This is a genomic window from Burkholderia sp. NLJ2 (assembly GCF_049487195.1).
Classification (GTDB): Bacteria; Pseudomonadota; Gammaproteobacteria; order Burkholderiales; family Burkholderiaceae; genus Burkholderia; species Burkholderia pyrrocinia.
Genome location: NZ_CP137809.1, coordinates 607,891 through 633,794, shown reverse-complemented (window position 1 = coordinate 633,794; position 25,904 = coordinate 607,891). Strand labels below are relative to the sequence as shown.

Below are 25,904 nucleotides of genomic sequence, written 5' to 3'. Positions count from 1 at the left end.
TGTCTTGCGCTTCTGCGACGAAGCCGGCCTTGGGCCGGCTTTTTCTTGGTTCTTCGTGGATTCCCGTTGCTGCCGCTCGAGCCGTTGCATCTCCTGGGGCAGGTGTCAGCGCACAACGGTCACGCGTTCCGAAGATCCGAAAGCTTGTCCTCCCTTAGCGGATCGGTTGCAGCAACTGAGAGCCCGGCGTACCACGTGACTGACCTGACTCTAGCCCCGCATCCAACACGACTTGAGACCCCAATGGCAAGCAATGATCAGAGATCTCCGCGCACTTCACCGGTTCCCAGCGCGCTCCGCTGCCGGTTGACTTCCGCCCAAAGCTCATCGCTGTCGTCATTGCGCAGCAGGACCATCCAGTCCAGTTGATTGTCGGTCACGCCGAAGTATTCCAGGATTTCCCGGCGAACCCCGTCGATGAACTGCGCGTATTCCGGGGTTGCCTGGGCCTGCGCGTGCAAGGCATCGTATGCTGCATCGTCCGCGCCGCCGCCGTGTTCGTCGATATAGCGCGAGATCCACTGGTCTCGTTCGCGATCGTAATCGGCCTCGGCGCGCATCGCTTGCACAGCCGTGTAGAAATCCAATTGGGCAAACGCGGCGATCGCCGCCGTTGTCGCCTCGTCGAATGTAGTCGTCATTCCATCTCTCATGTTGGTCATGGCACATCATCGCACGGTCGCACCCCGGGCAGGCGCCTCGAATCCGGACGGTGCAACACGCCGCCTGGCGCCGACGTTTGGCTCGTGCAAAGGCACCATGATCGGAAGGTTGACGCCTTCGAGTGCGCCACTCATCAGGGCCGCGCGGGCGACAGGACACTCATTTAGCGATGAAAACGACCGGGCGCGGCAGATCGCAGAACAAGTTTCGAGCGTATCGACGCGAGCGTCACGCCGGCACTTAAGCGCCAATGCGGGCGCTGGTCGTGAATTGCGCATAATGGCCGAACTCCGCAGGATACCTCCCCGGTGATACGTTACCGGCTCAAAACGACCCGGTGCCGCCACCCGGTCCACACGGACAGCGAGGACCGTTCTCAGTACTTCATCAGCCATTCACCTTGGGGGAGCGTATGCTGCTCTTCGGCCAGATCAGTTACCTCACGCAGGACTTGCCGCTGCGGCCGTGGCCGCCATCATTTCTCTTCTCGCATCGATGGCGTATAGGTGATTCCTACCAGCAATCCTTCAGGCCCGATGAAGCGACTGACGGTCTGGCCCCACGGCTCATTCCGGTTCCTGACCAGCATCCGATACCCTCGTGATTCGAGTTCGGCCGTAGCTGCTTCGACGTTGTCGACATCAAACTCAATCCACGCTTGCGGGATGGGCACGTCACCACGCCACGAATCCGAGCCGAAGCACGACTGAGCGGCCTGAGAGAGCGGCCACAAGGCGAAAGTGTTTGCGCCTTTCAGACTCTCCGTATGGAGGTAGCCGCCATTCTCTTCCTTGAAGGGGATGCAGAAAGCCCCACTGTAGAGCTCGCGGCTTGCCTGGGCTTCAATGACAATCGGGCCAAAGCCTGCGATGAACAGGGCCGTGGCTTTTCGGATCTTTTCCATGGCTTCTCCTTCGCCGCGAATAAGCGGCGCCACGAGGAACGAACATATCCGCCCGCGCCCGTAGAAGTAGAAATATCGGAGCGGCCTGTATTCAGGTAGCGCGGGGCATGGATGAGTGTAGGCTTGTTTGAGGTGCCCGGCAGGCATCGCCACCCAGCAGCGAATGGCGACCGAGCGGGTTCGGGAGTACTCGCGGCATCGACTGTGTGCGTCACGTCACAAGCGCACCGCCGACGAGCGAATGTCCTCCTCCGACCGTGGTTGTGCGTCCGAAACTGGCCGCCTAGCGACCGACACCGGCCGCCCTGTACCGGTGGCCTCCGCTTCCCGACGTAGCGCCTACGTCGGTGACTTCCACTCGCCCGCCCAGAGGTCGAAATACTTAAAGGCGGAGATGCGGCCGAGCACAACTTGCTCCCCGATGTCGTCGACGACCTTGAATGGGACGGATATTCCGAAATTTCTTTCCGGCAGGGGAAATATCTCGGCGAACGAAGCCACGCTGCCCAATTTCTCAACCACTTCCGCATGGCTCCCTGCCACAACCACTACTTGAATGCCCATCAGCGCTTGAACTCCACCGTGGCCACATCACAGAGTCGCGCTCTGACTTGAACAATTGTCGGCTCGCTCACCGATTGCCCACGGACATCATAGACAAGTCTACATTTCCAAGACTCTGAAGGCAGGTGCGGCCGACCATGCAGAATTCGCGCACGGTTGTACTCGACGCTTAGCCGCGCGGCTTCAGTTGATTCCAAGCTGTGGTTGGCTACCAAAACGAACTCGCCCAGATCCGGGCTTACCATTTCCGGTGTGAACATTTAAGTCCTCTCCGCCACAAAAATGCGATTCTACTAGGACCATCCGTGCGTGACGCGCCGACGAGAAGCCGGGACTGCGATATGTGGCGTACCGGCGCACTGGGATGCGGCTGATTGCCAAGGGCGATTGTCGACAATCTAGCCACGCAAGTTGGGCGACCGAAACTGGCCGAATGCCGACGCGTCGGCCGCGTGTTCCCCGCGGTAATCCACGATGAACCTTTTCGTTTGCGAGAAGGGTGTGCCCCATCGACCCGTACCAATCACGCCGCAGATATCGACGCGCATCGGCGCCGCCGCGATGGCCGTGTTCGCCACGAAAGCCATGAAGTGGCTGCATTGAAGATCACAGCCACGTGATCCGCGTTACCCGCCCGTCACCGGCGGAAAAAACGCCACCTCGCTATCTTCCCGCACGACGAATCCGCCCGTCACCATCTCGAGATTCACTGCCGCCCGCACGGGCCGGTCCATCCGCAACGCTTCCGCGCTGCGCGCATCGCGCGCGGCGAGCGTACTGCGCAGCGCATCGACGGTAAGTTCGCGCGCATCGATCTCGACGATTTCCTCGTCGGTTTCGAGTTGCTCGCGAATGCTTGCAAAGTATTTGATTGTCAGTTTCATCGCGATGTCTTGAGTGGAATCGGCGGAATCGAAAAACGCGAAGCGGGCGTGGTCAGCCCCAACGCCGCATCGCCTGGTCGTCGTGCGCCTTCGCTTCGACCCAGCCGGATTCGCCGTCGTGGCGGATCTCCTTCTTCCAGAACGGCGCATGGGTCTTCAGGAAGTCCATCAGGAATTCGCACGCATCGAACGCGGACCCGCGATGCGCGGCGGCCACCACGACCAGCACGACCGCCTGGCCGAGCGGAATGCGCCCGACGCGGTGCACGATCTTGACCGCTTCGAGCCGCCAGCGCGCGCTCGCTTCCTCGACGATGCTCCACAGGGCCTGTTCGGTCATCGTCGGGTAGTGCTCGACCTCGAGCGCGACGACATCGTCGACATCGCCTTCCTTGCGCACGACACCAAGAAAATTCACGACCGCACCGACATTCGGATTGCGAACGATCGGCGCAAGCTCGGCACCCGCGTCGATCGCCGCATACTGCACGCGTACTTCGAAGCCGGCAGAAATTGCCGGGGGCGGCTCGGTGTGCGGTTCGGTCGTGTCGGCGGATTGGGAGTGGCTGCCGCTGCGTAACGGATCGTCCGGCAGCCCGGCGCGGGATTCGGTGAAGCTCGTCATGACGGTTCTCCTGTAGGCGGTGCGTCCTGTGTCGCGCGGCGGCCCGTCAGCCGCCGACGAGCGACATGCGCACGGTCGGATAGGTCTTGCCCGGCGTACGGGCCGACCGTGCGGCCCGACGCTCGGAATAGCGGTCGTCGCGCCGCGTCCAGCGATCGCGCACGGCGGCGGCGAGCGCGTCGACCGGCGCCGCATCGTCGAGCCACGGCCGCAGGTCGGTGCCCTGGGTTGCGAACAGGCACGTATAAAGCTTGCCGTCGGCCGACACGCGTGCGCGCGAGCAGGTGCCGCAGAACGGATGCGAGACGCTCGCGATGAAGCCGACCTCGCCCGCACCGTCGATGTGCGCGCAACGGATCGCGGTTGCGTCGTGCCCCGGTTCGCCGACGAGCACGAGCGGATAGTGCTCATCGATCAGCTCGCGCATCTGCGCAGCCCGCACGACCTTGTCGCCGGACCAGAAGCTCGCGCCGCCGACGTCCATGTATTCGATGAAACGCACGGCCACGCCGCTATGCCGGAAGTGACGCACGAGCGGCAGGATCTGGTCGTCGTTCGCGCCGCGTTCGATCACCGCATTGACCTTGACCGGCGCGAGCCCGGCCGCATGCGCGGCTTCGATGCCGGCCAGCACGCGCGACACGGGCACGTCGGCGTCGCTCATGCGGCGGAACACGGCGTCGTCGAGCGCATCGAGGCTGACGGTCACGCGCGACAGCCCCGCGTCGCGCAGTGAGCGCGCTTTCGCGGCGAGCAGCGAACCGTTGGTCGTCAACGCGATTTCGACGGGCTTGCCGTCGACGGTCGTCAGTGCCGCGAGCCGTTCGATCAGCGCTTCGAGATTGCGGCGCAACAGCGGCTCGCCGCCGGTGATGCGGATTTTCTCGACCCCGAGCGACGTGAACGCGCGTGCGATCTTTTCCAGTTGCGCGAACGACAGCCGCTCGGACGACGGCATGAATGCGTAGTCGGCGCCGAAGCTTTCGCGCGGCATGCAGTAGCCGCAGCGGAAATTGCACTGGTCGATGACGGACAGGCGCAGGTCGCGCAGCGGGCGGCCGAGCGTGTCGGTTGTGCGGGGGAAGGCGCCGGGCGATGCGCCGCCGGATGAAGCGGCGGCGGCCGGCGTGGCGGAGACGATGGCATTCACGATCGGTTCGTCGGCCTGCATGAAGTAAGCGGGTGGGCGTCGCCGATCGGCCGCGTGCGTGCCGACGTATCGGTGCACAGGTCGTGGCGAGCCTCATCGTGAGCATAGTCCGCCGGACTTTTCCGGCAGGGACACAATCGCGCCCGAATTGCAGGAATACAGTTCGCCGTGCGGCATGCGCGGCCAAGGCGTCGCATCGGGCGGGTGTACGGCGTCGCGCTCATCCGAGCCAGGGCGCGAATTCGTAATACGGTACCGTGTCGCCGCGCGCGATGCGCGTTCCGGCCGGCAGCCGCGCGAGCCCGCTCGCCTGCACGAGCGATTGCAGCGTGCCGGCGCCTTGTTGCCGCAACGTGTCGAGCACGGCCGTGCCGTCGGTGTTGATGGTGCAGCGCACGCGCACGAAGCGCTCGCGCTGCGCATCCGGCTCGAAGTCCATGTCGATCGGCAGCGACGGCACGCGCGGCACGCACGCGTCGCGCCCCTGCAGGCAGCGGATCAGCGGTGCGACGAACAGCGCGAACGCCGTCATCGCGGCGCCCGGATTGCCTGGCAGCAGCACCACGGGCCGCGCGTCGAGCCGCGCGAGCGCGACCGGCTTGCCGGGTTTCATGCGCACGCCGCTGACGACGAACGATGCGCCGAGTGCAGCCAGCGCGGGGCGCAGCAGATCCTTGTCGCCGACCGACGCGCCGCCGACGCAGATCACCAGGTCGCAACACGCGTGCAGGTCGCGCAGCGCACGATCGACGGCGGGCGCCGTATCGGCTGCATGCAGGCTCATTGCCACGCCGGCACCGGTTCCCGATGCCAGCGCGGCCAGCATCGGCGCATTGCTGTTGTAGATCTGCTGCGGTGCACGCGGCTCGCCGCACGCGACGAGTTCGTCGCCGGTCGTCAGGATGCCGACGCGCAGCGCCGGGCGCACGTCGATGCGCGCGAAACCTTGCGCGGCGGCCACGCCGACGTGCATCGCGCCCATCCGCACGCCGGCCGGCACGAGCAGGTCGCCGGCACGCACTTCCTCGCCCCGGCGGCGGATATGCGACCCGCTGCGCTGCGGCGCGTCGAATGCGACCCAGCCGTCCTGTTCGCGCGCATGCTCCTGCATCACGACGGTGTCGGCGCCGGGCGGAATCAGGCTGCCGGTGAAGATGCGTGCGGCCGTGCGCGCGGCCAGCGGCGCCGGCGTGTCGCCCGCATAGCAGCGCTGCGCGACGCGCAGCGGCTCGCCGTGCGCGAGATCCGCATGACGCACGGCGTAGCCGTCCATCGCGCTCTGGTCGGCCGGCGGCTGGTCGAGCACGGCGCTCAGCGGCGCGGCCAGCACGTGGCCGGCCGCGGCTGTCACCGGAATGGAGGCGGCCGCAGCAAGCGGCGCAAACGCGCCGGCGAAATGCTGCTGCGCGGTATCGAAATCGATCAGTTGTTTCATGACGAGAGAGCCGGATGCGCTTGTGAAGGCGCCGGTTGGTCGGGATGAGCGGCGTCGGGCGACACGTATTCGACGAAGCCGTCGTTGCGGCAGAAGCCGAGCAGCCGCACGCCGGCTTCGCGGGCGACGTCGATCGCAAGCGACGTCGGTGCCGAGATCGTCGCGATCATCGGGATGCCGACCCGCGCGGCCTTGCGCACCAGTTCGTAGCTCGCGCGGCTCGACAGGAACACGAAACCCGCGCGCAGGTCGGCGTGGCGCCGCGCGAGCCGGCCGATCAGCTTGTCGAGCGCGTTGTGGCGGCCGACGTCCTCGAACACGTCGAGCACGGCGCCGTCGCGGTCGCACCATGCGGCCGCGTGGATGCCGCCCGTCTCGCGCATCAGCGTCTGGTGGGCCGGCAACGCGCGCGCGGCGCGTGCGATCGCGGCGGCGCCGATGTCGGCGGCCGCACCGGCGGCATCGATGCGCGCCGGGTGCAGGTCGAGCTGCGCGATGCTTTCGATTCCGCATACGCCGCAGCCCGTGCGGCCGGCCAGCGCGCGGCGGTGCGCCTTCAGCGCCATGAACGCCTGCTGCGACACGGTGAGCCGCACTTCGGCACTGCCGGGCCGGGTTTCGCTCTCGATGTCGAACACGTCGGACGCGCGCTCGACGATGCCTTCGCTCAGCGCGAAGCCGAGCCCGAATGCGTCGAGGTCGATCGGCGTCGCCATCATGACCGTGTGCGAGATGCCGTTGAACACGAGCGCAACCGGCGTTTCGTCGACGACGCGATCGACGGTGTCGCGCGCTTCGCCGGCACGATGACGCGTCACATGACACGCGGTGCTGCCGGTCGGATCGTCGCGGCGGATGCAGGACTCCATGCGGTTTTCTCCAGGCGGATCGGCCGGCGTGCCGGCCGGGCTCGGCGCGTACGCCGAACGACGGGAATCGATGCTGCCGGGCGGGCGCCGAAGGGCGCGCCGTCGCCGCGGGCAGGCGTTGCATCACATGTTAAGGGCGCTGAACAGCGCGCCGGAGGCACAGCGTCGCAACGCGGAAAGCAGTACAGACGGCGATGCCGCGGGCATGAAATGTGTTTTCCGTACACACATCTTCGGCAACGGAAGCAGCACAGTTTCAGCGCACGTTCGAGTGATTGCGAGTATCGTGGCAAACGCGATATCGTCATTCACGCTTCGATGCCATGCGAGTGACCGTAGGTGTTCGCATGTGTTGTCGCCAGGCCGTCGCGCGATTTCCTGCTTCGGGCGGACGTTCTCACAACCACGAGCAAATTACGGTCATGGAAATCTTCGATGCGTTCCATCTCGCACGATTGCAATTCGCATTCACGGTGTCGTTCCACATCGTGTTTCCCGCGATCAGCATCGGCATGGCGAGCTTCCTGGCGGTGCTGGAATGGCGTTATCTCGTCACCGGCGACGCCGCCTACAAATCCATGTTCCAGTTCTGGTCGAAGATCTTCGCGATCGGCTTCGGGATGGGCGTGGTCTCCGGCGTCGTGATGGCGTACGAGTTCGGCACGAACTGGGCCGGCTTTTCACGCATCGCCGGCAACATCACGGGCCCGCTGCTCACGTATGAAGTGTTGACGGCGTTCTTCCTCGAAGCCGGTTTCCTCGGCGTGATGCTGTTCGGCTGGCAGCGCGTGAGCCCGCGCGCGCACTTCTTCGCGACGCTGATGGTCGCGGTCGGCACGCTGATCTCGACGTTCTGGATCCTCGCGTCGAACAGCTTCATGCAGACGCCGCAGGGCTACAGGATCGAGAACGGCCTGGTCGTGCCGGTCGACTGGTTCAAGGTCATCTTCAATCCGTCGTTTCCGTACCGTCTCGTGCACATGACGATCGCGGCGTTCATCGTCGCGGGCTTCATCGTCGCCGCGTGCGGCGCGTGGCACCTGCTGAAGGGGCGCCGCGACGAGCCGGTGAAGCGCACCTTCTCGATGGCGCTGTGGATGCTGCTGCTGCTCGCGCCGATCCAGATCGTCGTCGGCGATGCGCACGGGCTGAATACGCGCGAATACCAGCCGGCGAAGATCGCGGCGATCGAGGGGCTGTGGGAAACCGAGAAGGGCGGCACCGCGCTGAACCTCGTCGGGCTGCCGGACATGCAGGCCGAAACCACGCGCTATTCGATCCAGGTGCCGCACCTCGGCAGCCTGATCCTCACGCACAGCTGGGATGGCGAAATCCGCGGGCTGAAGGAATTCCCGCCGCAGGACCGCCCGTATTCGCCGATCGTGTTCTGGACGTTCCGGATCATGGCGGGCCTCGGGATGCTGATGCTGCTGACCGCGCTGCTCGGGCTGCTGCTGAGAAAGGGCGGGCGCCTGTACGAAACGCGCTGGTTCCAGTGGTTTGTGGTGGCGATGGGGCCGTCGGGCATCGTCGCGCTGCTGGCCGGCTGGATCACGACCGAGGTCGGACGGCAGCCGTGGACCGTGTACGGCGTGCTGCGCACCATCGATTCGGTTGCACCGGTCAGCGCGCAGCAGGTCGGCGTGTCGCTGCTGATCTTCGTGGTCGTGTACTTCCTGGTATTCGGATCGGGTATCTACTACATGATGAAACTGATGAGGCGCGGGCCGGCAGCACAGGCCGGGTACATCGAACTGCACCGGCATCCGGGGCTGCGCAAGAGCGCGCTGTCCACGCCGCTGAACGTCACCGAAGCGGAGTAAGCCATGCAAATCGATCTTCCTGTCGTGTGGGCCGCGATCATCGGCCTCGGCGTGTTCATCTACGTGATGCTGGACGGCTTCGATCTCGGCATCGGCCTGCTGTTTCCGTTCTTCGATGCGAAGGCGGAGCGGCAAGTGATGCTCGATACCGTCGCGCCGGTGTGGGACGGCAACGAGACGTTCCTGGTGCTCGGCGGCGCGGGGCTCTACGGTGCGTTCCCGGTCGTGTATTCGACGCTGCTGCCCGCGAATTACCTGCCGCTGGTGCTGATGCTGGTCGGGCTGATCTTCCGCGGCGCGGCGTTCGAACTGCGCGCGAAGGCCACCCGCACGCAACACATGTGGGATCTCGCATTCATCGGCGGCTCCGCGCTCGCGGCGTTCTGCCAGGGGATCGTGCTCGGTTCGCTGCTGCAGGGCATCAAGATCGAGCACAACCAGTTCGCGGGCGGGCCGTTCGACTGGCTGTCGCCGTTCAGCCTGCTGTGCGGGATCGGCGTACTCGTCACGTATGCGACGCTCGGCTGCGGCTGGCTGATCCTGAAGGTCGACGGCGAGCTGCAGCGCAAGATGCGGCAGCTGATGAAGCCGCTCACGGGCGTGCTGCTCGGCGTGATGGCCGTCGTCAGCCTGTGGACCGTGATCGGGCTGCCGGCCGTCGCGCACCGCTGGTTCGGCAGCGGCAACCTCGGCTGGTTCCTGCCGGTGCCGATCCTCGTCGTCGCGTGCGTGTGGGGCATCTTTCACACGGTGAAGCGCGAGCACGAAGCCACGCCGTTCCTGCTGACGCTCGCGCTCGTGTTCCTCGGCTACACCGGGCTCGTGATCAGTATCTGGCCGAACATCGTGCCGCCGTCGCTGACGATCTGGGATGCGTCGTCGAGCCATTCGAGCCAGCTGTTCGCGCTCGTCGGCACGGTGATCGTGCTGCCGATCATCCTCGTGTACAACGCGATGCAGTACCGCGTGTTCCGCGGCAAGGTGCGCGAGGGCGATATCGGCTATCACTGAGCGGCGCGCGATGTGACGGGGCACGGCGTGCGCGGGCGTATCATCACGCGCAACGCGGCCCCGGCACGGAACCTGTCCGAAAGCGGCCCGCCACGCGCGGGCCGTTGTGCATCGGGCACGGGCGGGTCGCTTCAGGTATTCCCCAGGCAGTCGAGACAACATCATGATCGTCAGACCACGACAAAACTGGCTCAGGATGCTGTTCGTATGGAACGGCTCCGTGCTGCAATCGATCATTCCGCAACTGATGTTCATGGCGATCGTCAGCACGCTGGCGGTCTTCACGAACGGGCGCATCTTCGGCGAGAAGATCCCGCTCAACACCGCGCCGTTCACGCTGTTCGGGCTCGCGCTCGCGATCTTCCTCGCGTTTCGCAACAACGCGAGCTTCGAGCGTTTCAAGGAAGCGCGGCATCTGTGGGGCAACCTGCTGATCGCGGCGCGCACCTTGACGTCGCAACTGAATCGCTACCTGCCCGACGGCGTCAGCGATGCCGAGCGCAACCGGCTCGCGGATCTGCTGATCGCGTTCACGTATGCGCTGAAGCATCAGCTTCGCCATACCGATCCGACCGAAGACCTGCAACGGATCCTCGGCACGGAGCGTGCCGGCGAGTTCGCGCGCAAATGCTTCAAGCCCGTCGCGATCCTCGACGATCTGCGCGGCGGCATCGTCGGCGCGCTGGGCCGCGCGCCCGGCAGCGACGTGACCTGCTGGATGTTCGACGCGCAGCTCGACGAACTGGGCAAGTCGGTGGGTGGTTGCGAGCGCATCCTGTCGACGCCGATCCCGTTCTCGTACAGCGTGCTGCTGCACCGTACCGTTTATGCGTACTGCGTGCTGCTGCCGTTCGGCCTCGTCGATTCGACGGAATTCTTCACGCCGCTGATCTGCGTGTTTATTTCGTACACGCTGATCGCGCTCGAAGCGATCGCGAACGAGGTCGCGGAACCGTTCAGCCTCGCGCCGAATGCACTCGCGCTCGATGCGATGACGCGCACGATCGAGCGGTCGGTGCTCGAACTGGGCGACCGCGAGATGCCGGAGGAATTCGTGCCGGCGTCGACGTACCAGATCACGTAAGCGGGTGCTAGAGCCAGCATCGCCTGCCTTGCATCAAACGGCAGCACGACCACGACATCCGGCGCGTCGGGAGGGTCGACGGAAATGAACGCATTCAGTTCGCGCCCGTCGTGCGCAACGATCGATCTTCGATGCATGTCGGGAAACCGCGTGAGGTTGCGGACCGAGGGAGCAGGGTGCAAGCGCGTCAGGTCGGGCGCAACGCACCGCGCCGCCACAATCTGACGAAGGGCGACGTCATGGCGGTCGTGCCCAGCGCGACCAGCAGCAGAACCGCGTACGAGCTCCGCGACAGCGCGTGGATCTGCAGGCCGGCGGCCAGCACCACCAGTTCCACGAGCCCGCGCGTGTTCATCAGCGAGCCGACCAGCGCGGCGTCGTGCCGGGTCAGTCCGCACATTCTTGCGCCCAGGTAGGCGCCACCGAACTTGCCGACGAACGCAACGCACAGGAACGGCAGGAACCACAGCCACAGCGACGATCCGTCAAAATTCTCGAAGGTCACGGACAGCCCGGAATAGACGAAGAACACCGGCAACAGCACGGTGTTCACAAAGCCTTCCATCCTCGACTCCCACTGCTCTCGCAGGCCCGGCACATTGCGCAGCATCACGGCGGCCAGCAACGCGCCGAACGCCGAGTGGGTGCCGATCTCCGTGGTCGCCCATGCCGACAGCAACACATACGGAACGACCACACTCAACAACTTCGCCGACGACGCGTTCTTCACGGCATCGGCTGCCATCGGCAACACGATGAAGCGGACGACGATCTTCGAGATCAGCAGGAACACGGCGATGCCGGCGACGATCTTCCATGTCCCGGACGCATCCGGTCCCGCCATCGCCACCGCGGAGACGAACGCCAGCATTATCCAACCGACCAGATCGGTCAGCATCGCAGCGGACAGCGCGAGCATCGAGGGCGGCGCGTCGACGAGATCCATGTCGACGACGATCCTGGCCATCACCGGCAGTGCGGAAACCGACAGGGCGACGCCGCAGAACAGCACATAGGGCAACTCGGCGATCTGCGGCGCGAGCGCGTCGTGCGACAGATAGCCGATCGCCATGCCGCCGACCAGGGGCAGCAGCATGCCGGCCAGCGCGACCACGGCGGCGTCCGGCACCTTCTTCAGCGATCCGGGGTTCGACATCTCGCCGAGGTTCATGTGCAGACCGATCTGGAACATCAGCGCGATCACGCCGAGCTCGCCGAGATGGGACAGGCCGACGGACGCGGCCGGCCCGAAGATGGCCTGATAGAAGGGCATATCGAGCGCTCCCAGTACGGCGGGCCCGAGTACGATGCCCGCGGCCAGTTCGCCGACGACCTTCGCCTGCCCCATCCGTTGCGCCAGCCAGCCGAAGCAACTGCAAGCGGTGAGAATCAGGGCCAACTGCATTAACCACATAACCATCCGAAACCTCCTCGGCTCGATCGAAATGAAGGCGGGCAATCCATCCCGGGAATGCATTCGCACCTGCACGGCGGCGCGCGAAGCATCGCCAGGGCTCCGTCACGTTGGCAGGCGTAGGTTACCTGTGTAGCTCAAGGAGTAGTTATCCGTATCAGATAGCGTTCTCGACTGCGCCAGTAGCAGTTCAACCATGCCATGTGGCGAAGCGTTCCTGGCGTACGGCACGATGACATGCCGCATTCATTCGATGTCCGGGCAACGCGAATTGCTGTCGGCTGGTGGCCGTGAGCCCGAGCGGGCCCGCCGCGCCGTACGCCGCGATGACCGTGACGCCGCTCGCCAGGTTCGCGAACACCTGGCGGAACGACGCGGCCAAGACCGGCGCGGCTACGGCCGCCGACTCACGCATCGCCGCTCACTCGCGGCGGCGCGGTCGAGCGGTCGCGTCGGCGACGCGGTCGACCCAGCCCCGGTAGAACGCGCGGTACTTGAGCACGAGCTTGTCGTACTTGCTGTACGCGCCGCCGCCGTCCGGCTTCATCCCGTTCCAGATCTTGACGTCGTACCCCGCGGCCTGTCTGGTCTGCAACCCGAACAGCACGTAGTCGGTCGCGCGGCGCAGGGCGCCGCCCACCTTCTTGATCGAGATGAGCATGTGCATGACGTTTTTGCCGTCGCTCACCGGCGTCACACACTGGAGCAGTTTGTATTTGAAGTCTCCGTCCAGGGCGACGGTCATGACGCACCCGCCGGGGTAGCCGTCGAAATGCAGGTTCATCTGCGACATGTTCAGGCCGAGCGCGCGCGACAGCATGCCGAGGGGCCCGAAGTACCGGTCCACGGTGAAGTCGATCCCGGCACCGAACCACGCGCCCGCCCGGGCCAGCGACTCGACCTCCGGCCACGGGCGCCAATCGTCGAAGAGCTTGAGCTCGAAGGCCGAGATCGGGAGCGCGTGCACGGGAGTCGCGTGCTGCGCGTCGTAGAAGTTCTCGACGATGCGCAAGACCGCCGTCGTCGTCTCGAACGCGAAGTGCAGGTGCATGAAGTCGCCGTTGTCGACGTCGGCCGCGGCGATTTCGGGCAGCGGGTGCAGCGGCTGCGGGGAGCCGTACCAGACCCACACGTAGCCGTATCGCTCCGCGGTGACCAACGTGGGCTGGCGCGCCCCGCGCGGGACGGGCTCCAGCTGGCGCACCGCCTGGCTGTGGCCGGGGATGTGAACGCACCGGCCCTGCTCGTCGTACCGCCAGTGGTGAAACGGGCACTGGATGCACCCATCCTTGACCTGCCCGTCGGCCAGGTTCGCGCCGAGGTGCGAGCAGTGGCGGTCCATCACCACGGCCCGCCCCGTCGCGCCGCGCCACGCCACGCACGGACGGCCGAAGAGCGTCAACTCCGTCGGCTTGTCCTTGAGGTCGTCCGAGCGCATCGCGACGTACCAGCTCGCGGCCAGGCGCGTGGTCGCGTCGTACACCCCCGGGGCATGCTCCGGGGCGACGGCTTGATCCAATTGAACGTCGTTCATCGTTTTCCTGCCGATGTCGGCCGGCTACTTCAGCGCCAGGCCGATGCGGGTCGTGATGTACGCCTTGAGCAGCGCGAACATCGGGTTGTAGTCGAAGTACTTTTTCACCTCTGCGGGTGCGCTGGTTTGCGTCCAGTGCATCAGCTTCAGCGCCGGCAGCAGGCTGTACTTCGAGTTGTTGAGCTGCGGCCTGGCCCCGGTGATGCAGTACCCGAAGCCGAACATCGGCCTCGCGAAGTCCCGTTCGTCGATGAGGGCGTGAATCCGCGCCGCGGCCTCCTCGGCCGGCTTGCGCCCGGCGCTCACGGCCTCGACCTCGGCTTTGGCGTCGTTGAACAACTGGTAGTACCCCTCCATGTCCGCGCACAGGTAGCCGAGGTACGGAGGATCGTTGTCGAGGTGATCGAGGTCGCCCTCGTCGCGCGACGCGCGGAACCTCGCGTGGGCTTGCACGAGCCGGAACTGCCCGAGGATCGTGCCGACCGCCCACAGCCGGTGGAACGCGTCCCACAGGCGGAAGTCCGAGAATGCCGTGTAGCAGCAACTGACGAAATCGTCGTTGTGGTCCAGAAGCTTCTGCTGCAGGCGCTCGATGTACTCGAAGCGCTCGGGGGAGAAGTCGTCGTCGCGCAGCGCCTTGATGAGGCGCGCCGCGAGCGCGTGGATGGTCACCGCGGTGTTCTCGAGCCCCCGGGAGAACAGCGGGTCGATGAACCCGTTTGCGTGCAGCATCAGGCAATAGCGGTCGCCGATGCACGCGCTCGACGAGAATTGCAGGCGGTCGGTCTTGACCCAGTCGCGCACCGGCACGGCGTCCCGGAACTGCGCCGCGATGCTCGGGAATCGCGCGAGAAACGCGTCGAATTCCTGCTGCGCGGAGATGTCCGTTTTCGGGTAGACACGCGGGTCGAGCTGCAGGCCGACGCTCACCAGGTTGTTGGTCGATCGCGGGTGATTGTTGAACGGAATCACCCAGAGCCAGCCGCCCTCGAACATGTGATGCAAGGTTCCCTCGTGCCAGCGCCAGCGCTGCCCCTTGACCTTGAAGATGTCGTCGAACGGCTTGACCCCGAGCATGTGCGTGTAGAGGCTGCGCGAGTGCGTCTTAAAGCGGCACGGCTCTTCGCGGAGCTTGAACTTGGTCGCGAGCGGCGCGCGCGGGCCTCCGCAGTCGATCATGTACCGGCCGGTGAACCGTTCGCCCTGGGCGGTGGTCACCGCGACGCCGTCCTTGTCGGCGTGGTATTCGGTCACGTTCGTCTTCTGGCGGACCGTGCAACCGTATTTGATGGCGGCCTGCAACAGGTAGGCGTCGACGTCTTGCCGGTAATAGTGGCTCTCCGGGCCCCACGGCAGCTCGGGAATGACGCACTGCGTGAATTCCTTCGGGTCGTGCTCCTGGCCGGGCTTGTGGAACACGAAGCCGAAGTTGCGCTTGATGCCCGTGCTCGACGCGACGTAACGCTGCGTCGAGTAGAACGACGTGATGCGGTCGAGCTCCGGAATGCCGTAGCGATCGGCGATGATGCGATTCATCAGAGACGTCTCGGGGATCGACGATTCGCCGATCGTGAAGCGCGGGTGCGACGACTCCTCGATGATCAGCACACGAAACTGTTGATTGGCCAGAATGGCCCCCATCTGGGTGCCGGACATGCCCGAGCCGAGGATGATCACGTCGAAGTGGTTGCTGTCGCGCCCGTTCGCGGGGCTGTTTTGAGTCATGGGGGCACACTCTCCTTGTGAGATGGAACACATGGCTGCACGCGTCGGGCGTCAGGTGTCAGGGCTCGTCGAGCGCGGCGCGAAGGCGGAACCGCGCGGTACGCGTGAGCGTGAGTAGATCGCCGAGCATGCTGGGCGCGTACCCCCCGCTGCCGATCGTGGGGCCGCTTCGGCCGACTTCGTACGCGCGCTCCGCCAATTTGACGTGAGGTGCCCGGAAGCGCAGCAGGACCTCGAAGACCCGGTCGAGGGCCGCCAGCCCGGCCCCGACGGGCCCGCCCCGCGCGCCGGCCGCTTGCGCCTCGTCGAGCACGCGGTCGACGAGCGCCGGCTCCCCGGCGAACCGGGCGTAGATCGCCCTGAACGCGGGAAGCACATAGGGCAGGTACGTCTCTTTGAATTCTCGATAACCTCGGTGGTCCGATTGCGAACCCCACAGCACGTGCTCCAGCACGAAGAGGGGCATTTCCACCGCACCGGGGCCGAGGTAGCTCTGGCCCCCGACCCGAATCGGTTCGTAGTAGGGGCGAAGCTCGTCGTAGAAGACCTGCACCGAGATATAGCGGTAGGCGTAAACGATCGATTCGACCATTTTATGGAGATAGTCCGCCAGCTCGTCGCACCCTTCGGCGAACGCGGGCGATCGCAGGGGCACGTCGTACAGCTCGACGGTCAGCGCGATGGCCGCCTCGAGGGCCGCCATCGAGATGCGCACGCTCTCGAGCAGGTGCGCTTCGTCGCGCAGCCCGGTGTAGCTCCGCTGCGCGTCGGCTGCCGCGGGGTTCCAGACCGTCACATGCAGGAGCGTCTCGCGCGGCGGCAGGTCGGTCGCGCGCGCCAGGTCGAGCAGCACCGGCTCGAGCCCGGGCACCGCGTCCGCGGGCTCGTGTCCGTGCCGCTTGAGCGACCCCAGGAAGAACCCGATGTCGCGCATCGCGGCGGCGGCTTCGACGAAGCCCCAGCCGGAGGGCACGCCGCGCGCCGGGAGGAACTCGCGCAACAGGCCGACGATGCCGGGCACGTCCTTTTTACGGTTCAGGCCCGGCAACTGCAGAACGAGCGCCCGCGCCTGCAGCGGATCGCAGGCCGCCACCGCAGCGTGCATGGCCGCGAATGCGCATACCCGGTCCAGGGTGCGCTCCACTACAGGATTTCCGGCGCCGCGAGCGTCGGCCCGGGCTGGCTGAGAGGCCGCCCCGCGTCGCCGTCACGCAGCGAACGCAGGTAGTCGTAGTTCGTCGGCAGGCTCGTCCGCAGACGCTCGGCTTCGCGCCGGATGCGGGCGAACATCGCCTCGGCCTTGTCGATCGACTCCGGTCGGTGCCGCAAGAGCGGCAGCGACCGGTCGGGCAGCATGCCCAAGCCGGCAAAGATGCAGTAGTAGTTTCCGTTCAACCAGAAGTTCTTGAATTCGTAGTCGAACGTTTCGTAGTACGTGGAATCGTCGAACGACGTGGTGGTCAGCGGCAGCCCCGCCTTGTAGCGCTGAACCTTGTCCTTGATGGCGTCCGAGAGCCGCAGGTCGTGCCGGTTCGCGAGCCAGAACGGCGTGTCGTCGCGCGACGCGGTGAAATAGTGCGCCTGGACGAAATCCCGGCAGTCGTCGAACATGTGGACGATCTCGGCGTTGAATGCGTCGGTCAACCGCGGGTCGAACGAGGTATCGGGGAAGTGCTTCACGAGCTGGTAAAGCGCCGCGTAGATGAAGTAGATTCCCGTCGATTCCAGGGGCTCCAGAAAGCACGACGACAGCCCGATAGCGACGCAGTTGTTGACCCACGCCCGCCCGTTGCGCCCGACCCGGAACTTGATCTGGTTGAGCGGCTGCTTGTCCGAGAGGCCCCAGAGGTTGAGGAAGTCGGCGGTGGCCTGGTCGCGCGAGGTGAACTTGCTCGAGAAGACGTAGCCGCTGCCGAACCGGCCCAGCATCGGAATCTTCCAGGTCCACCCCGAATTCATGGCGATCGCGGAGGTGTACGGCTCGACCCCGACGCGCGCGTCGGCGTTGGGCACGGCGCTGGCGACCGCGCTGTCGCACAGGAGGTAGTCGGACATGTCGATGAAGGGCTCTTTCAGGGCCTGGTTGATCAGGAGCCCCCGCATGCCGGAGCAGTCGATGAACAGGTCCGCCTCCAGCGTCCGCCCCTCCTTGGTGGACAGGCTGGAGATGTAGCCGCGGTCGTTCAGGCGAACCTCCACGACCTCGTCGACCACCCGTTTCACCCCGCGTTCGACGGCCCAGCGCTTCAGGAAGTCGGCCACCAGGTGCGCGTCGAAGTGCCACGCGTGGGACATCTGGCGAGTGCCGTCGGACAGGCACGGTGCCAGCTTGCCGTCGAGCGCCCCGGGCTGCGGGTAGCAGGCGTACTCCATCGGCTGCTGGAAGCCCTGTTCGCGCTTGCGCAGCCAGTAGTGGGTAAGCGGCACGCCGTCGCAGTTCGGCACGTTGCCGAACAAATGGTAGAAGTGATCGTTGCGCGAGCGGTCCGGAGACTTCCTCCAGTTCACGAACTTGATAGCAGACTTGAACGCGCCGTTCACCTGGGGCATCCACTCCCGCTCAGGTATCCCGAGGAAGTCGAAGAACACCTTCTGCAAACTCGGGATGGTCGCCTCGCCCACGCCGATCCGGGGGATCGCCGCAGACTCGACGAGCGTAATGTTCGTGTGCTGCTGGAGCGCACGGACGAGGTACGAGGCGGCCATCCAGCCCGCGGTGCCGCCGCCCACGATGACGATATTCTTGATCGGGTTGCTCATGAAAATCTTCTCATAGGATTTAAAACCTGAATGGATAGTGCTGCCTTATCGAGCTGAACTCGAAAATCGTCCGGTAACGCGCCAAAACGTGTCTGGCGCATCACGACAAATGACACCGGGAAGGCACATTGAATCGCAGCGAGGTTCGGCAATTCTCCGTGAAAAGACCTTTCAATCGCCCCATCGCCTGACGACAGCATCGAGATGCTCAGATAACGTCAGAGTCCCGAGGCTTGCCATGAAATGCATGTAACCATTCCGATACACCATAACAGTGTTCGCGAGGGCACACCTCGCAAAATTTCATATCAATCTCAATTGATCCAGAGGAATACTCAATCCCGGCAATATTGGCGAATATTTTCCGGAAAACTATTTACTCTTTTAAGAAGAAATTTTTACTTTAATTGGGGATGCTTGCGTCGACGAATTTACCGTATAAAAATGAGAAATGAACGGCTGAATTAAAATAAGATAGCCATAATCGTCCCCCTTTTTGAAACAAAGATTTCGACCTTTGCGCATTTCGGCGGTCTTGACCTGCTCCCCGCGTTTAGAGGGCGTTATGAACGGTGCATTTAGCGGCCGATACTCCGAGTCAGTTGCTGGCACTGCATGTGACACCGGCCAATGAGCAGGATCGCGCTCAGGTCGAGCAATTGGCCCATGCGGTACAGGAATTGACCGGCCAGGGCGTGGCGCTTGCGTACGTGGATCAGGGCTCGTCGATCCGCGCATCGACATCGCATTGCCGATGAACCGGCGCCTGTGTTTCTCGCATTGCATGAACAACGGCGGCACGTCGCAGCTCTACATCGATTTCGAGCCGGTGCCCGGCGGCATGGTGGGGCAGGTCATGCGCTTCCTGCACGATCCCGACAGCTACGCGGTGATCGCCGACGACTTCGACGGCTACCTGCGCAAGCCGAGCGACGACGGTTACGCATTTGTCATCGATTTCGACGAACAATAGCGGCAGAGGCGTTGCCGGTTACCGGCGACGCGGCATGAGCGGGCGAACGGCGATTGCCGGCTGCCGCTTCAGGAGAGACTGACATGCGAATCTACGTGACGAGTATTTTTGTCGACGACCAGGACAAGGCGTTGACGTTCTATACCGACAAGCTCGGCTTCAGGCTGAAGAACAACATCCCGGTGGGCGACTACCGCTGGCTGACCGTCGTGTCGCAGGACCAGCCGGACGGCACCGAACTGCTGCTCGAGCCGAGCAACCATCGTGCGGTCGGGCCTTACAAACAGGCGCTGTACGAGGACGGCATTCCGGCGGCTTCGTTCCAGGTCGACGATCTCGATGGCGAATTCGCGCGGCTTACTGCGCATGGTGTTCACTTCACGCTGGCGCCGATGGATGCGGGGCCCGTTCGCGTCGCCGTCATCGACGATACGTGCGGGAACCTCATTCAACTGATGCAGATGAAGTAACGCGTTGCGCGGGCCTGCTCAGAGCGCCGCGACCGGCGGCGCGTCGTGCATCCAGCTACGCTCCTGCATGCGGCTCCGGATACGCCACCCGCATTCGGTTCGCACCAGCAGGTCGCGATACCACAGGCCGACGAAGCGCACGCGTTCGTCGCCCGCTTCGTCGGCCGAGATCATCATCACCTGGCCGGCGGTGCGCGCGGTCGCGGCGTCGCCGTCGACGATCAGCAGCGACGTCGAGATCGTGTGCTGGGTGCCGCGCATTGTCGACGTCACCTGTTCCAGATAGGCCGCTATCTCCGCGCGGCTGCCGACCGGGCCGCCGAACGCCGCGTAGTCGAGCATCGCGTTGCTTGCGAACAGCCGCTCGAATTCGCGCCAGTCCTGGCGGTCGACCGCGTGGCAATAGCGCGTCAGCAGATCCTGGATCTCCAGCCGGTCGATCGTTTCCTGTGGCGTCATGGTGTCGTGGGTGGGCATGGATGACGGGGAAACGATAGCGGGTGCGCGTGGGGGTGACATCGGCGGAGTGGACTAAGGGCCTGTCCGCAATCGGCGGGAACGGTTAGCGGCGGTCCGTGCCAGGACGATCGCCGGTCGTCCGTCAGCGGCCGGGGGCTCCGGTGCGATACGCCACGCTTGTGTAGACTCATGCCCGTTCAACGGAGCAAACACCATGCAACTTCTCGATCACGTTTCCATCAGCGTGCCGGATATTGAGCAGGCACGCCCTTTCTACGATGCCGTCATGACCGCGCTGGGCGCAAGCAAGGTCTACGACCGGCCCATCGCGCTCGGCTACGGCGAACGTTGCAATGCCAACGACATCGCATCGACCTTTCTGGCGGTTTATCTGGATCCCGCCGAAGTCGGGACGAGCAAGCGGCACTGGTGCTTCAAGGCCGCTTCCCGCGAGCAGGTGCATGCATTTTTCGAGGCCGGCCTGTCTGCAGGCGGTCAGTCCGACGGCGACCCCGGATTGCGGCCGCACTACCACGGGGATTACTACGCGGCCTTTCTGGTCGACCCTGCCGGAAACCGGATCGAGGCAGTGTGTCACGCTGCTCCGTCGGAGCGCGAGCGGGCATGACGGCGCCGATCGGTGATTGACCGCCTGCGGGTTGGCCTTGTGCCGTTCGGGACCTGACAAACCGCTCCGAATTTCCGCCGCGCATCGTCACCGAATCGCGTTTGCCGCCTGCGCCGCTCAATCGAAATACGTGAGCCCCAGCGCACCCTTCACATCCGCGAGCGTCGCGCCGGCCACTTCCCGCGCGTGCATCGTGCCGCGCTTCAGGATCGCCATCACCTCGGCCTTGTCGGCCTCGAACTCGCGGCGGCGCGTGCGGATCGGCTCGATCAGCGCCTGCAACCGTTCGTTCAGCACGCGCTTGACCACGCTGTCGCCGAGCCCGCCGCGCCGATAGTGCACCTTCAGCTCATCGACCTTCTGCACGTCCGGCTCGAATGCATCGAGGAACGTGAACACGACGTTCCCCTCGACCTGCCCAGGATCGCTCACGCGCAAGTGATTCGGGTCCGTGTACATGTCCTTCACGGCCTGCGTGATTTCGTCCGGCGTCGAGCCGAGCGTGATCGCATTGCCGAGCGACTTGCTCATCTTCGCCTTGCCGTCGATGCCCGGCAGTCGCGTGACAGCCGACAGCACGGCCTCGCATTCGACCAGCACCGGCTGGTCGACGGTCGCGTTGAAGCGGCGCACGAGTTCGTTGGTCTGCTCGATCATCGGCAACTGGTCGTCGCCGACGGGCACGTGCGTGGCCTTGAACGCGGTGATGTCGGCGGCCTGGCTGACCGGGTAGGTCAGGAAGCCGGCCGGGATGTCGCGCTCGAACCCGCGCAGGCGGATCTCTTCCTTGATGGTCGGATTGCGTTCGAGGCGCGCGACCGTGACGAGGTTGAGCAGGTATTGCGACAGCTCGGCGAGCTCGGGCACCTGCGACTGCACGACGATCGTCGAGATCGCCGGATCGATGCCGACGGCGAGATAGTCGAGCGCGACCTCGATCACGTTCTCGGTGACGCGCTGACGGCGGCCCATGTTGTCGGTCAGCGCCTGCGTATCGGCGAGCAGCAGGAATTGCCGGGCTTCGTGCTGCATCTGCACGCGTGCGCGCAGCGAGCCGATGTAGTGGCCGAGGTGCAGCGGGCCGGTCGTGCGGTCGCCGGTGAGGATGGTCGGTCGGTTCGGGTGGGTCATGGGGGGCGTTGGCTCCGGGTTGTCGAAGCCGCCAGCCATGACGTCAGCGCAGAAACGCGAATGCCGCCCTGGCTGGCGGCATCACGTTTGGGACATGCAAAAGGAAACGGGCCGCCTGGGTCAGGCGCGCCACCAGCAATGCAGGTTCGGCAGGGCGGGTTTCGTTTTCATCGCGGCAGTATAGCGTATGGCGTGGCGTCGGGCCGGCCGTGCGCGTCAGCGCAGCACCGACTCCATCGCGAGGTACGCGGTTTCGGCGGACGGCCACAGCAGGTACAGCAGGCCGGCCATCATCAGTAGCGCGCCGGCACGCACCAGCGGCGTGCGGTCTTTGTCGCGCAAGGGGCGGGTGGGCTGCTTCGAGTTCTTCATGCTTGCTGGCGCACGATGCGCCACTCCAACGGTTACGGCAACGGGTCGGGTGGGGCGACGCCGGGGTGTTGCGGGGAAACGGGCGGTGCACAGCGGCATGGGCGGCTGCGCGACGCAAAAAAGGGGGGATCGGAGGGCCGCTCGGATTCCGGAACGCACGCTGTGCATCACACATATTGCGAGGCGACGCGCATGTTATCAGTTTGGCGGTTCGCGGACCGTCAAGAATTGTCGGGCAATGGCCGGGTTAAAGAGCGGTCGGACGCGAGGATGTTTTCCGTCGGGTATCTGAAATATTAATAAATCTCAATAAAATCAGTTGGTTGCTTCTTTTTTTTGAAGGGGTCAAGTGACTTGGCGAAATCTTGTGCATTCATCGCGCCTTCCTTCTTGCGATCGTGCGGCGACTACCATAATGCGATTGTTTTTGTGTGAACGTTGCATTTAAAATCGACGACTAACCAATTAAGCGCGCAGGTGACGTGGCGGTCTGAGAGCGTCGTCGCCGAATGCCCATCGACAAGTGAACGTGACCGAAATGCTGCGCGCCTTCGTTGGCGCGCTCGATCAGAACAATCGTGCGATCCGGTTTCATTGGGGCCGCCATCAGGATGCGCTGGGGCATGTCCTCGTACCGCAGAACGTGGATTTGACGGAAGGCCTTTGTACCGGTATCGAAGGGCACTTGACCTGCCTGTCTGCGCGCCCGGACCTTCCGCTGTCTGCTTTTCTGGGGCTGCCGCTCTCGGTTCAACTGGTAACGGACCGAAGTGAGCCGTATCCGATCAACGGGATCATCACCGACGTGCGCGCCGGCCAATCGGACGGCTCTCTCACGTGCGTCCAGCTGACGTTGCGAGATGCGCTGAGTATCCTCGAGCAGCGTGTCAACAGCAGAACGTTCCGTTCGATGAATGTCCCGGACATTCTGGAAACGCTTTTGCATGAATGGCAGCAACGCAGCTCCGCGTTGGCGCAGGCTTTCGATTTCGAACTCGTGCTCGATCGCAATCAGTATCCAAAGCGCGAGCAGACGCGCCAGGCGGATGAGTCGGATGCGGCCTTCATTCGCCGGCTGTGCCGGCGCGACGGCATTTTCTGGTATGCCCGGGCCGGCAAGCATGATGGCGCGTCGACCGATACGCCAGTCCATACGCTTGTGTTCTGCGATGACCCGACGAAGTTGCCTCAGGCGGCAGCGGGTCGCGTTTCGTACCACCGCGGTGCGCAGTCCAGGGAACGCGATTCGGTCACGCTCTGGTCCACAGCCCGTGCGCTGACGCCAGGAAGCGTGCGGCGCTCCAGCTGGGATTACAAGACCGGCAGGATGGCCCAATCCGAGCAGGAGACGATCGTCGATCAGGGTGAAACCGGCAACGATCTCGCGAAGTTGCTGGCTGACTCGGTCATCGACGTCCCGCATGCGGGTGATTCGGACGCCGATCAGGAACGCTTGGCGAAGGCTCGCATTCTGGCGCACGAACGTCGCGCCGAGTGCGTGTATGCATCGAGCGATGTCCGGGATGTCTCGCCGGGTTTTTGGTTCACGCTGCTCGGGCATCCGGAGGTCGACACCCGGCCTGAGGAGCAGCGGCAATTCGTCGTTACGAGTCTTCACCACCGGGCCACCAACAATTTTTCCAAGGCACTCGACGAGCGGGCTCAAGCATTGTTTGCCGCGAGTCGCTGGAGCTTCGAAGCGTTGCCGGCCGAAGAGGGTGTCGGGGTCCGCTACGAAAACACTTTCATATGCGTGCGCCGTGGCGTGCCGCTGACGCCCGCCTACGATCCGCGCGTCGATTTGCCGCCGGTGCATCCGTTTACCGCGAAGGTGGTTGGGCAGGATGGTGAGGAAGTGCACTGCGACGAATTGGGTCGCATCAAGGTGCAGATTCTCGGTTTGCGCGCCGACGACCATACCCATGCGCAAGGTGCCGGCACCAGCGGAACCGAGCGGGACAGCGCGTGGGTGAGATGGGTCAGCCCCTGGGCAGGCCCGAACTACGGCATGGACATGCTGCCGCGCGCCGGGATGGAGGTGCTGATCGACCATCTGCATGGCGATCCCGACAAGATGATCGTGACAGGGGTGCTGCACGGTGGCCCCAACATGCCGACCAAGTTCAGTCATACGGGCGCGCTTCCCGGCAATCGTTATCTTTCCGGCATCAAGACCAAGGAAGTCAAGGCGGATCGCTATAACCAGTTGCGTTTCGACGATACGCCCGGCCAGATCAGCAGTCAGCTTGCCAGCGAGCATACCTATACCCAACTGAACCTGGGCTACCTGACGGAGCCTCGCGATGACGGCAAAGGGGAGCCTCGCGGTGACGGCCTAGAGGCCAGAACCGATGCCCAGGCCGTCATTCGTGCCGCGAAGGGTGTCTATGTGACCGCGCAGCAGCAGGGGCGTGCCGAAGGCAAGATGCTCGAACGCACGGCGTTGCAGACGTTGATCGAGCAATTGCAGGAACTGGTACGGAACCTCGGTGATGCATCCGCTGCGAACGACGCCGCCAACACCGACCTCGCACGCATCGAGAAGATCGCATCGCAGATCAAGGGTTGGGATGCCGGGAGCAACGTCGACCAGGGCAGTGGCGCCGGCGCCGGCGGCGCGCCGATGGTTGCGATCGAGGGGCCGGCTGGCGTGACCGTGGTCAGCCAGGATGCGATGGTGCTCGGTGCGCAGACCAACATCGATGCCGTGAGCACGGGCAATACGCAGATCAGCGCGGGACGTCGTCTGCTGATGCGGGTCGGAGACTGGATGAGCGCCTTCGCGGCCAAGGGTATGACGCTGGTCACGGCAGACGGCAAGCTCCGGATCGAGGCGCACAAGGAGGATGTCGTCGTGAAGGCCGCCAAACGCATCATTCTGGAGGCTGGTGAAGAAATTGTGTTTCGCTCGCCGAAGGTCAATACGCAGGCAAGTGACGAGGCATCGATCAATGGCGGTTCGAGCTACAGCCAGTGGAATGGTGGTGGCGTCGCGCACGGTACGAGCGGCGTATGGCGCGAACATGCTGCGTCGCACAGTCTCGTCGGGCCGGACAACAAGCCGGTGAAAGTGCCTGATCCCCTGACCTTCAAGGAATTGGAGCAACAGGACAGCCTCGCGGTGGTGCTCCGTTCACACCCGAACGACGGCCGGCCGCTCGCCTACGAGCCGTACACGCTTTACAAGGGAGCGACCAAGGTTGCGGACGGCGTGACCGACGAGCATGGTCAATTAATCATTTCCAATCACCAGAAAGGCACGTCTTCCTATACGGTCAAGCTGCACAACGGACATGAGATCGAGGTGCCCGTGATGGAAGGTGGGTTGACCGACGATGATCAATTGGCCGCGCAGGGATGGCGGGCAGTCGACGGCGATCCGGAATCGCGCCAGCGTCACGCACAAGGCTGACGTGCGATTTGCCA

The 25,904-nt window shown here is 64.4% G+C and carries 24 protein-coding genes and 3 pseudogenes; 9 read left to right on the top strand and 18 right to left on the bottom strand.

The window, feature by feature from the left end; all coding sequences use genetic code 11:
* Positions 1 to 257: 257 nt before the first annotated feature.
* The 3 genes from R9B84_RS19480 to R9B84_RS19470 form a co-directional block, all read right to left on the bottom strand.
* Positions 258 to 641 carry an ATP-dependent protease gene (locus R9B84_RS19480; RefSeq protein WP_423760975.1) on the bottom strand — a complete coding sequence of 128 codons (384 nt, stop codon included), beginning with the start codon at positions 639 to 641 and terminating at the stop codon, positions 258 to 260.
* Between the two features lie 497 nt (positions 642 to 1,138).
* Complete coding sequence (locus R9B84_RS19475; RefSeq protein WP_423760974.1) at positions 1,139 to 1,567, bottom strand: VOC family protein; 429 nt, start codon at positions 1,565 to 1,567, stop codon at positions 1,139 to 1,141.
* A 339-nt stretch (positions 1,568 to 1,906) separates the two neighbouring features.
* A complete protein-coding gene (locus R9B84_RS19470; RefSeq protein WP_423760973.1) occupies positions 1,907 to 2,131 on the bottom strand; it encodes a hypothetical protein in 225 nt (74 codons plus the stop codon).
* A 474-nt stretch (positions 2,132 to 2,605) separates the two neighbouring features.
* On the opposite strand from R9B84_RS19470, the gene R9B84_RS19465 reads away from it, so the two are divergent.
* Positions 2,606 to 2,734, top strand: coding sequence for a hypothetical protein (locus R9B84_RS19465; RefSeq protein WP_423760972.1), 129 nt, complete (start codon positions 2,606 to 2,608; stop codon positions 2,732 to 2,734).
* 23 nt (positions 2,735 to 2,757) lie between these two features.
* Here R9B84_RS19465 and moaD read toward each other — a convergent pair whose 3' ends face one another.
* The 5 genes from moaD to fdhD all read right to left on the bottom strand — a co-directional run bounded on the left by moaD (position 2,758) and on the right by fdhD (position 7,094).
* Positions 2,758 to 3,015, bottom strand: a complete 258-nt coding sequence (gene moaD, locus R9B84_RS19460) for a molybdopterin converting factor subunit 1 (RefSeq protein ID WP_131947243.1) — start codon at positions 3,013 to 3,015, stop codon at positions 2,758 to 2,760.
* A 52-nt stretch (positions 3,016 to 3,067) separates the two neighbouring features.
* On the bottom strand, positions 3,068 to 3,640 hold the full coding sequence (locus tag R9B84_RS19455; protein ID WP_423760971.1) for a molybdenum cofactor biosynthesis protein MoaE: 573 nt from the start codon (positions 3,638 to 3,640) through the stop codon (positions 3,068 to 3,070).
* Between the two features lie 46 nt (positions 3,641 to 3,686).
* Positions 3,687 to 4,811, bottom strand: coding sequence for a GTP 3',8-cyclase MoaA (gene moaA / locus R9B84_RS19450; RefSeq protein WP_423760970.1), 1,125 nt, complete (start codon positions 4,809 to 4,811; stop codon positions 3,687 to 3,689).
* A gap of 199 nt (positions 4,812 to 5,010) precedes the next feature.
* A complete protein-coding gene (gene glp / locus R9B84_RS19445; RefSeq protein ID WP_423760969.1) occupies positions 5,011 to 6,225 on the bottom strand; it encodes a gephyrin-like molybdotransferase Glp in 1,215 nt (404 codons plus the stop codon).
* Positions 6,222 to 7,094 (bottom strand): formate dehydrogenase accessory sulfurtransferase FdhD, encoded by an 873-nt coding sequence (gene fdhD / locus R9B84_RS19440; protein WP_423760968.1) that lies wholly within the window; start codon positions 7,092 to 7,094, stop codon positions 6,222 to 6,224. The genes glp and fdhD overlap by 4 nt, the downstream gene beginning before the upstream one ends.
* 422 nt (positions 7,095 to 7,516) lie before the next feature.
* Between fdhD and R9B84_RS19435 the strand changes: the two genes are divergently transcribed.
* From R9B84_RS19435 to R9B84_RS19425, 3 genes are all read left to right on the top strand, one after another.
* Positions 7,517 to 8,917, top strand: coding sequence for a cytochrome ubiquinol oxidase subunit I (locus tag R9B84_RS19435; RefSeq protein WP_423760967.1), 1,401 nt, complete (start codon positions 7,517 to 7,519; stop codon positions 8,915 to 8,917).
* A 3-nt stretch (positions 8,918 to 8,920) separates the two neighbouring features.
* The gene (gene cydB / locus R9B84_RS19430) at positions 8,921 to 9,928 is read left to right on the top strand and encodes a cytochrome d ubiquinol oxidase subunit II (RefSeq protein ID WP_423760966.1); all 1,008 of its coding nucleotides are present in this window, start codon (positions 8,921 to 8,923) and stop codon (positions 9,926 to 9,928) included.
* A 163-nt stretch (positions 9,929 to 10,091) separates the two neighbouring features.
* The gene (locus tag R9B84_RS19425) at positions 10,092 to 11,012 is read left to right on the top strand and encodes a bestrophin family protein (RefSeq protein ID WP_423760965.1); all 921 of its coding nucleotides are present in this window, start codon (positions 10,092 to 10,094) and stop codon (positions 11,010 to 11,012) included.
* A gap of 14 nt (positions 11,013 to 11,026) precedes the next feature.
* Here the strand turns inward: R9B84_RS19425 and R9B84_RS19420 are convergent.
* From R9B84_RS19420 to R9B84_RS19390, 7 genes and pseudogenes are all read right to left on the bottom strand, one after another.
* Positions 11,027 to 11,149 (bottom strand): annotated as a pseudogene (locus tag R9B84_RS19420) (alpha/beta hydrolase); the annotation flags it as partial.
* A gap of 50 nt (positions 11,150 to 11,199) precedes the next feature.
* The gene (locus R9B84_RS19415; RefSeq protein ID WP_423760996.1) at positions 11,200 to 12,432 is read right to left on the bottom strand and encodes a cation:proton antiporter; all 1,233 of its coding nucleotides are present in this window, start codon (positions 12,430 to 12,432) and stop codon (positions 11,200 to 11,202) included.
* 184 nt (positions 12,433 to 12,616) lie between these two features.
* Positions 12,617 to 12,706: pseudogene (locus tag R9B84_RS19410) on the bottom strand (IS6 family transposase); the annotation flags it as partial.
* A 141-nt stretch (positions 12,707 to 12,847) separates the two neighbouring features.
* Positions 12,848 to 13,960, bottom strand: coding sequence for a Rieske 2Fe-2S domain-containing protein (locus R9B84_RS19405; protein WP_423760964.1), 1,113 nt, complete (start codon positions 13,958 to 13,960; stop codon positions 12,848 to 12,850).
* 24 nt (positions 13,961 to 13,984) lie between these two features.
* The gene (locus R9B84_RS19400) at positions 13,985 to 15,685 is read right to left on the bottom strand and encodes an NAD(P)/FAD-dependent oxidoreductase (protein ID WP_423760963.1); all 1,701 of its coding nucleotides are present in this window, start codon (positions 15,683 to 15,685) and stop codon (positions 13,985 to 13,987) included.
* A gap of 58 nt (positions 15,686 to 15,743) precedes the next feature.
* Positions 15,744 to 16,790, bottom strand: a complete 1,047-nt coding sequence (locus R9B84_RS19395) for a monodechloroaminopyrrolnitrin synthase PrnB family protein (RefSeq protein WP_423760995.1) — start codon at positions 16,788 to 16,790, stop codon at positions 15,744 to 15,746.
* A gap of 38 nt (positions 16,791 to 16,828) precedes the next feature.
* Entirely contained in the window at positions 16,829 to 18,445 is a 1,617-nt protein-coding gene (locus R9B84_RS19390) for a tryptophan halogenase family protein (protein WP_423760962.1), read from the bottom strand.
* A 572-nt stretch (positions 18,446 to 19,017) separates the two neighbouring features.
* Here R9B84_RS19390 and R9B84_RS19385 point away from each other — a divergent pair.
* From R9B84_RS19385 to R9B84_RS19375, 3 genes and pseudogenes are all read left to right on the top strand, one after another.
* Positions 19,018 to 19,167, top strand: a pseudogene (locus R9B84_RS19385) (IS5/IS1182 family transposase); the annotation flags it as partial.
* A 32-nt stretch (positions 19,168 to 19,199) separates the two neighbouring features.
* Positions 19,200 to 19,418, top strand: coding sequence for a hypothetical protein (locus R9B84_RS19380; RefSeq protein WP_423760961.1), 219 nt, complete (start codon positions 19,200 to 19,202; stop codon positions 19,416 to 19,418).
* 83 nt (positions 19,419 to 19,501) lie between these two features.
* The gene (locus R9B84_RS19375) at positions 19,502 to 19,888 is read left to right on the top strand and encodes a VOC family protein (protein ID WP_423760960.1); all 387 of its coding nucleotides are present in this window, start codon (positions 19,502 to 19,504) and stop codon (positions 19,886 to 19,888) included.
* An 18-nt stretch (positions 19,889 to 19,906) separates the two neighbouring features.
* On the opposite strand, the gene R9B84_RS19370 is transcribed toward R9B84_RS19375, so the two are convergent.
* Positions 19,907 to 20,347, bottom strand: coding sequence for a nuclear transport factor 2 family protein (locus R9B84_RS19370; RefSeq protein WP_423760959.1), 441 nt, complete (start codon positions 20,345 to 20,347; stop codon positions 19,907 to 19,909).
* A 214-nt stretch (positions 20,348 to 20,561) separates the two neighbouring features.
* On the opposite strand from R9B84_RS19370, the gene R9B84_RS19365 reads away from it, so the two are divergent.
* Positions 20,562 to 20,975, top strand: a complete 414-nt coding sequence (locus R9B84_RS19365; RefSeq protein WP_423760958.1) for a VOC family protein — start codon at positions 20,562 to 20,564, stop codon at positions 20,973 to 20,975.
* A gap of 117 nt (positions 20,976 to 21,092) precedes the next feature.
* On the opposite strand, the gene trpS is transcribed toward R9B84_RS19365, so the two are convergent.
* Positions 21,093 to 22,106, bottom strand: coding sequence for a tryptophan--tRNA ligase (trpS, locus tag R9B84_RS19360; protein WP_423760957.1), 1,014 nt, complete (start codon positions 22,104 to 22,106; stop codon positions 21,093 to 21,095).
* Positions 22,107 to 22,322: 216 nt separating this feature from the next.
* The gene (locus tag R9B84_RS19355) at positions 22,323 to 22,478 is read right to left on the bottom strand and encodes a hypothetical protein (protein WP_423760956.1); all 156 of its coding nucleotides are present in this window, start codon (positions 22,476 to 22,478) and stop codon (positions 22,323 to 22,325) included.
* A 538-nt stretch (positions 22,479 to 23,016) separates the two neighbouring features.
* Between R9B84_RS19355 and R9B84_RS19350 the strand changes: the two genes are divergently transcribed.
* Positions 23,017 to 25,890, top strand: coding sequence for a type VI secretion system Vgr family protein (locus R9B84_RS19350; RefSeq protein ID WP_423760994.1), 2,874 nt, complete (start codon positions 23,017 to 23,019; stop codon positions 25,888 to 25,890).
* Positions 25,891 to 25,904 lie beyond the last annotated feature (14 nt).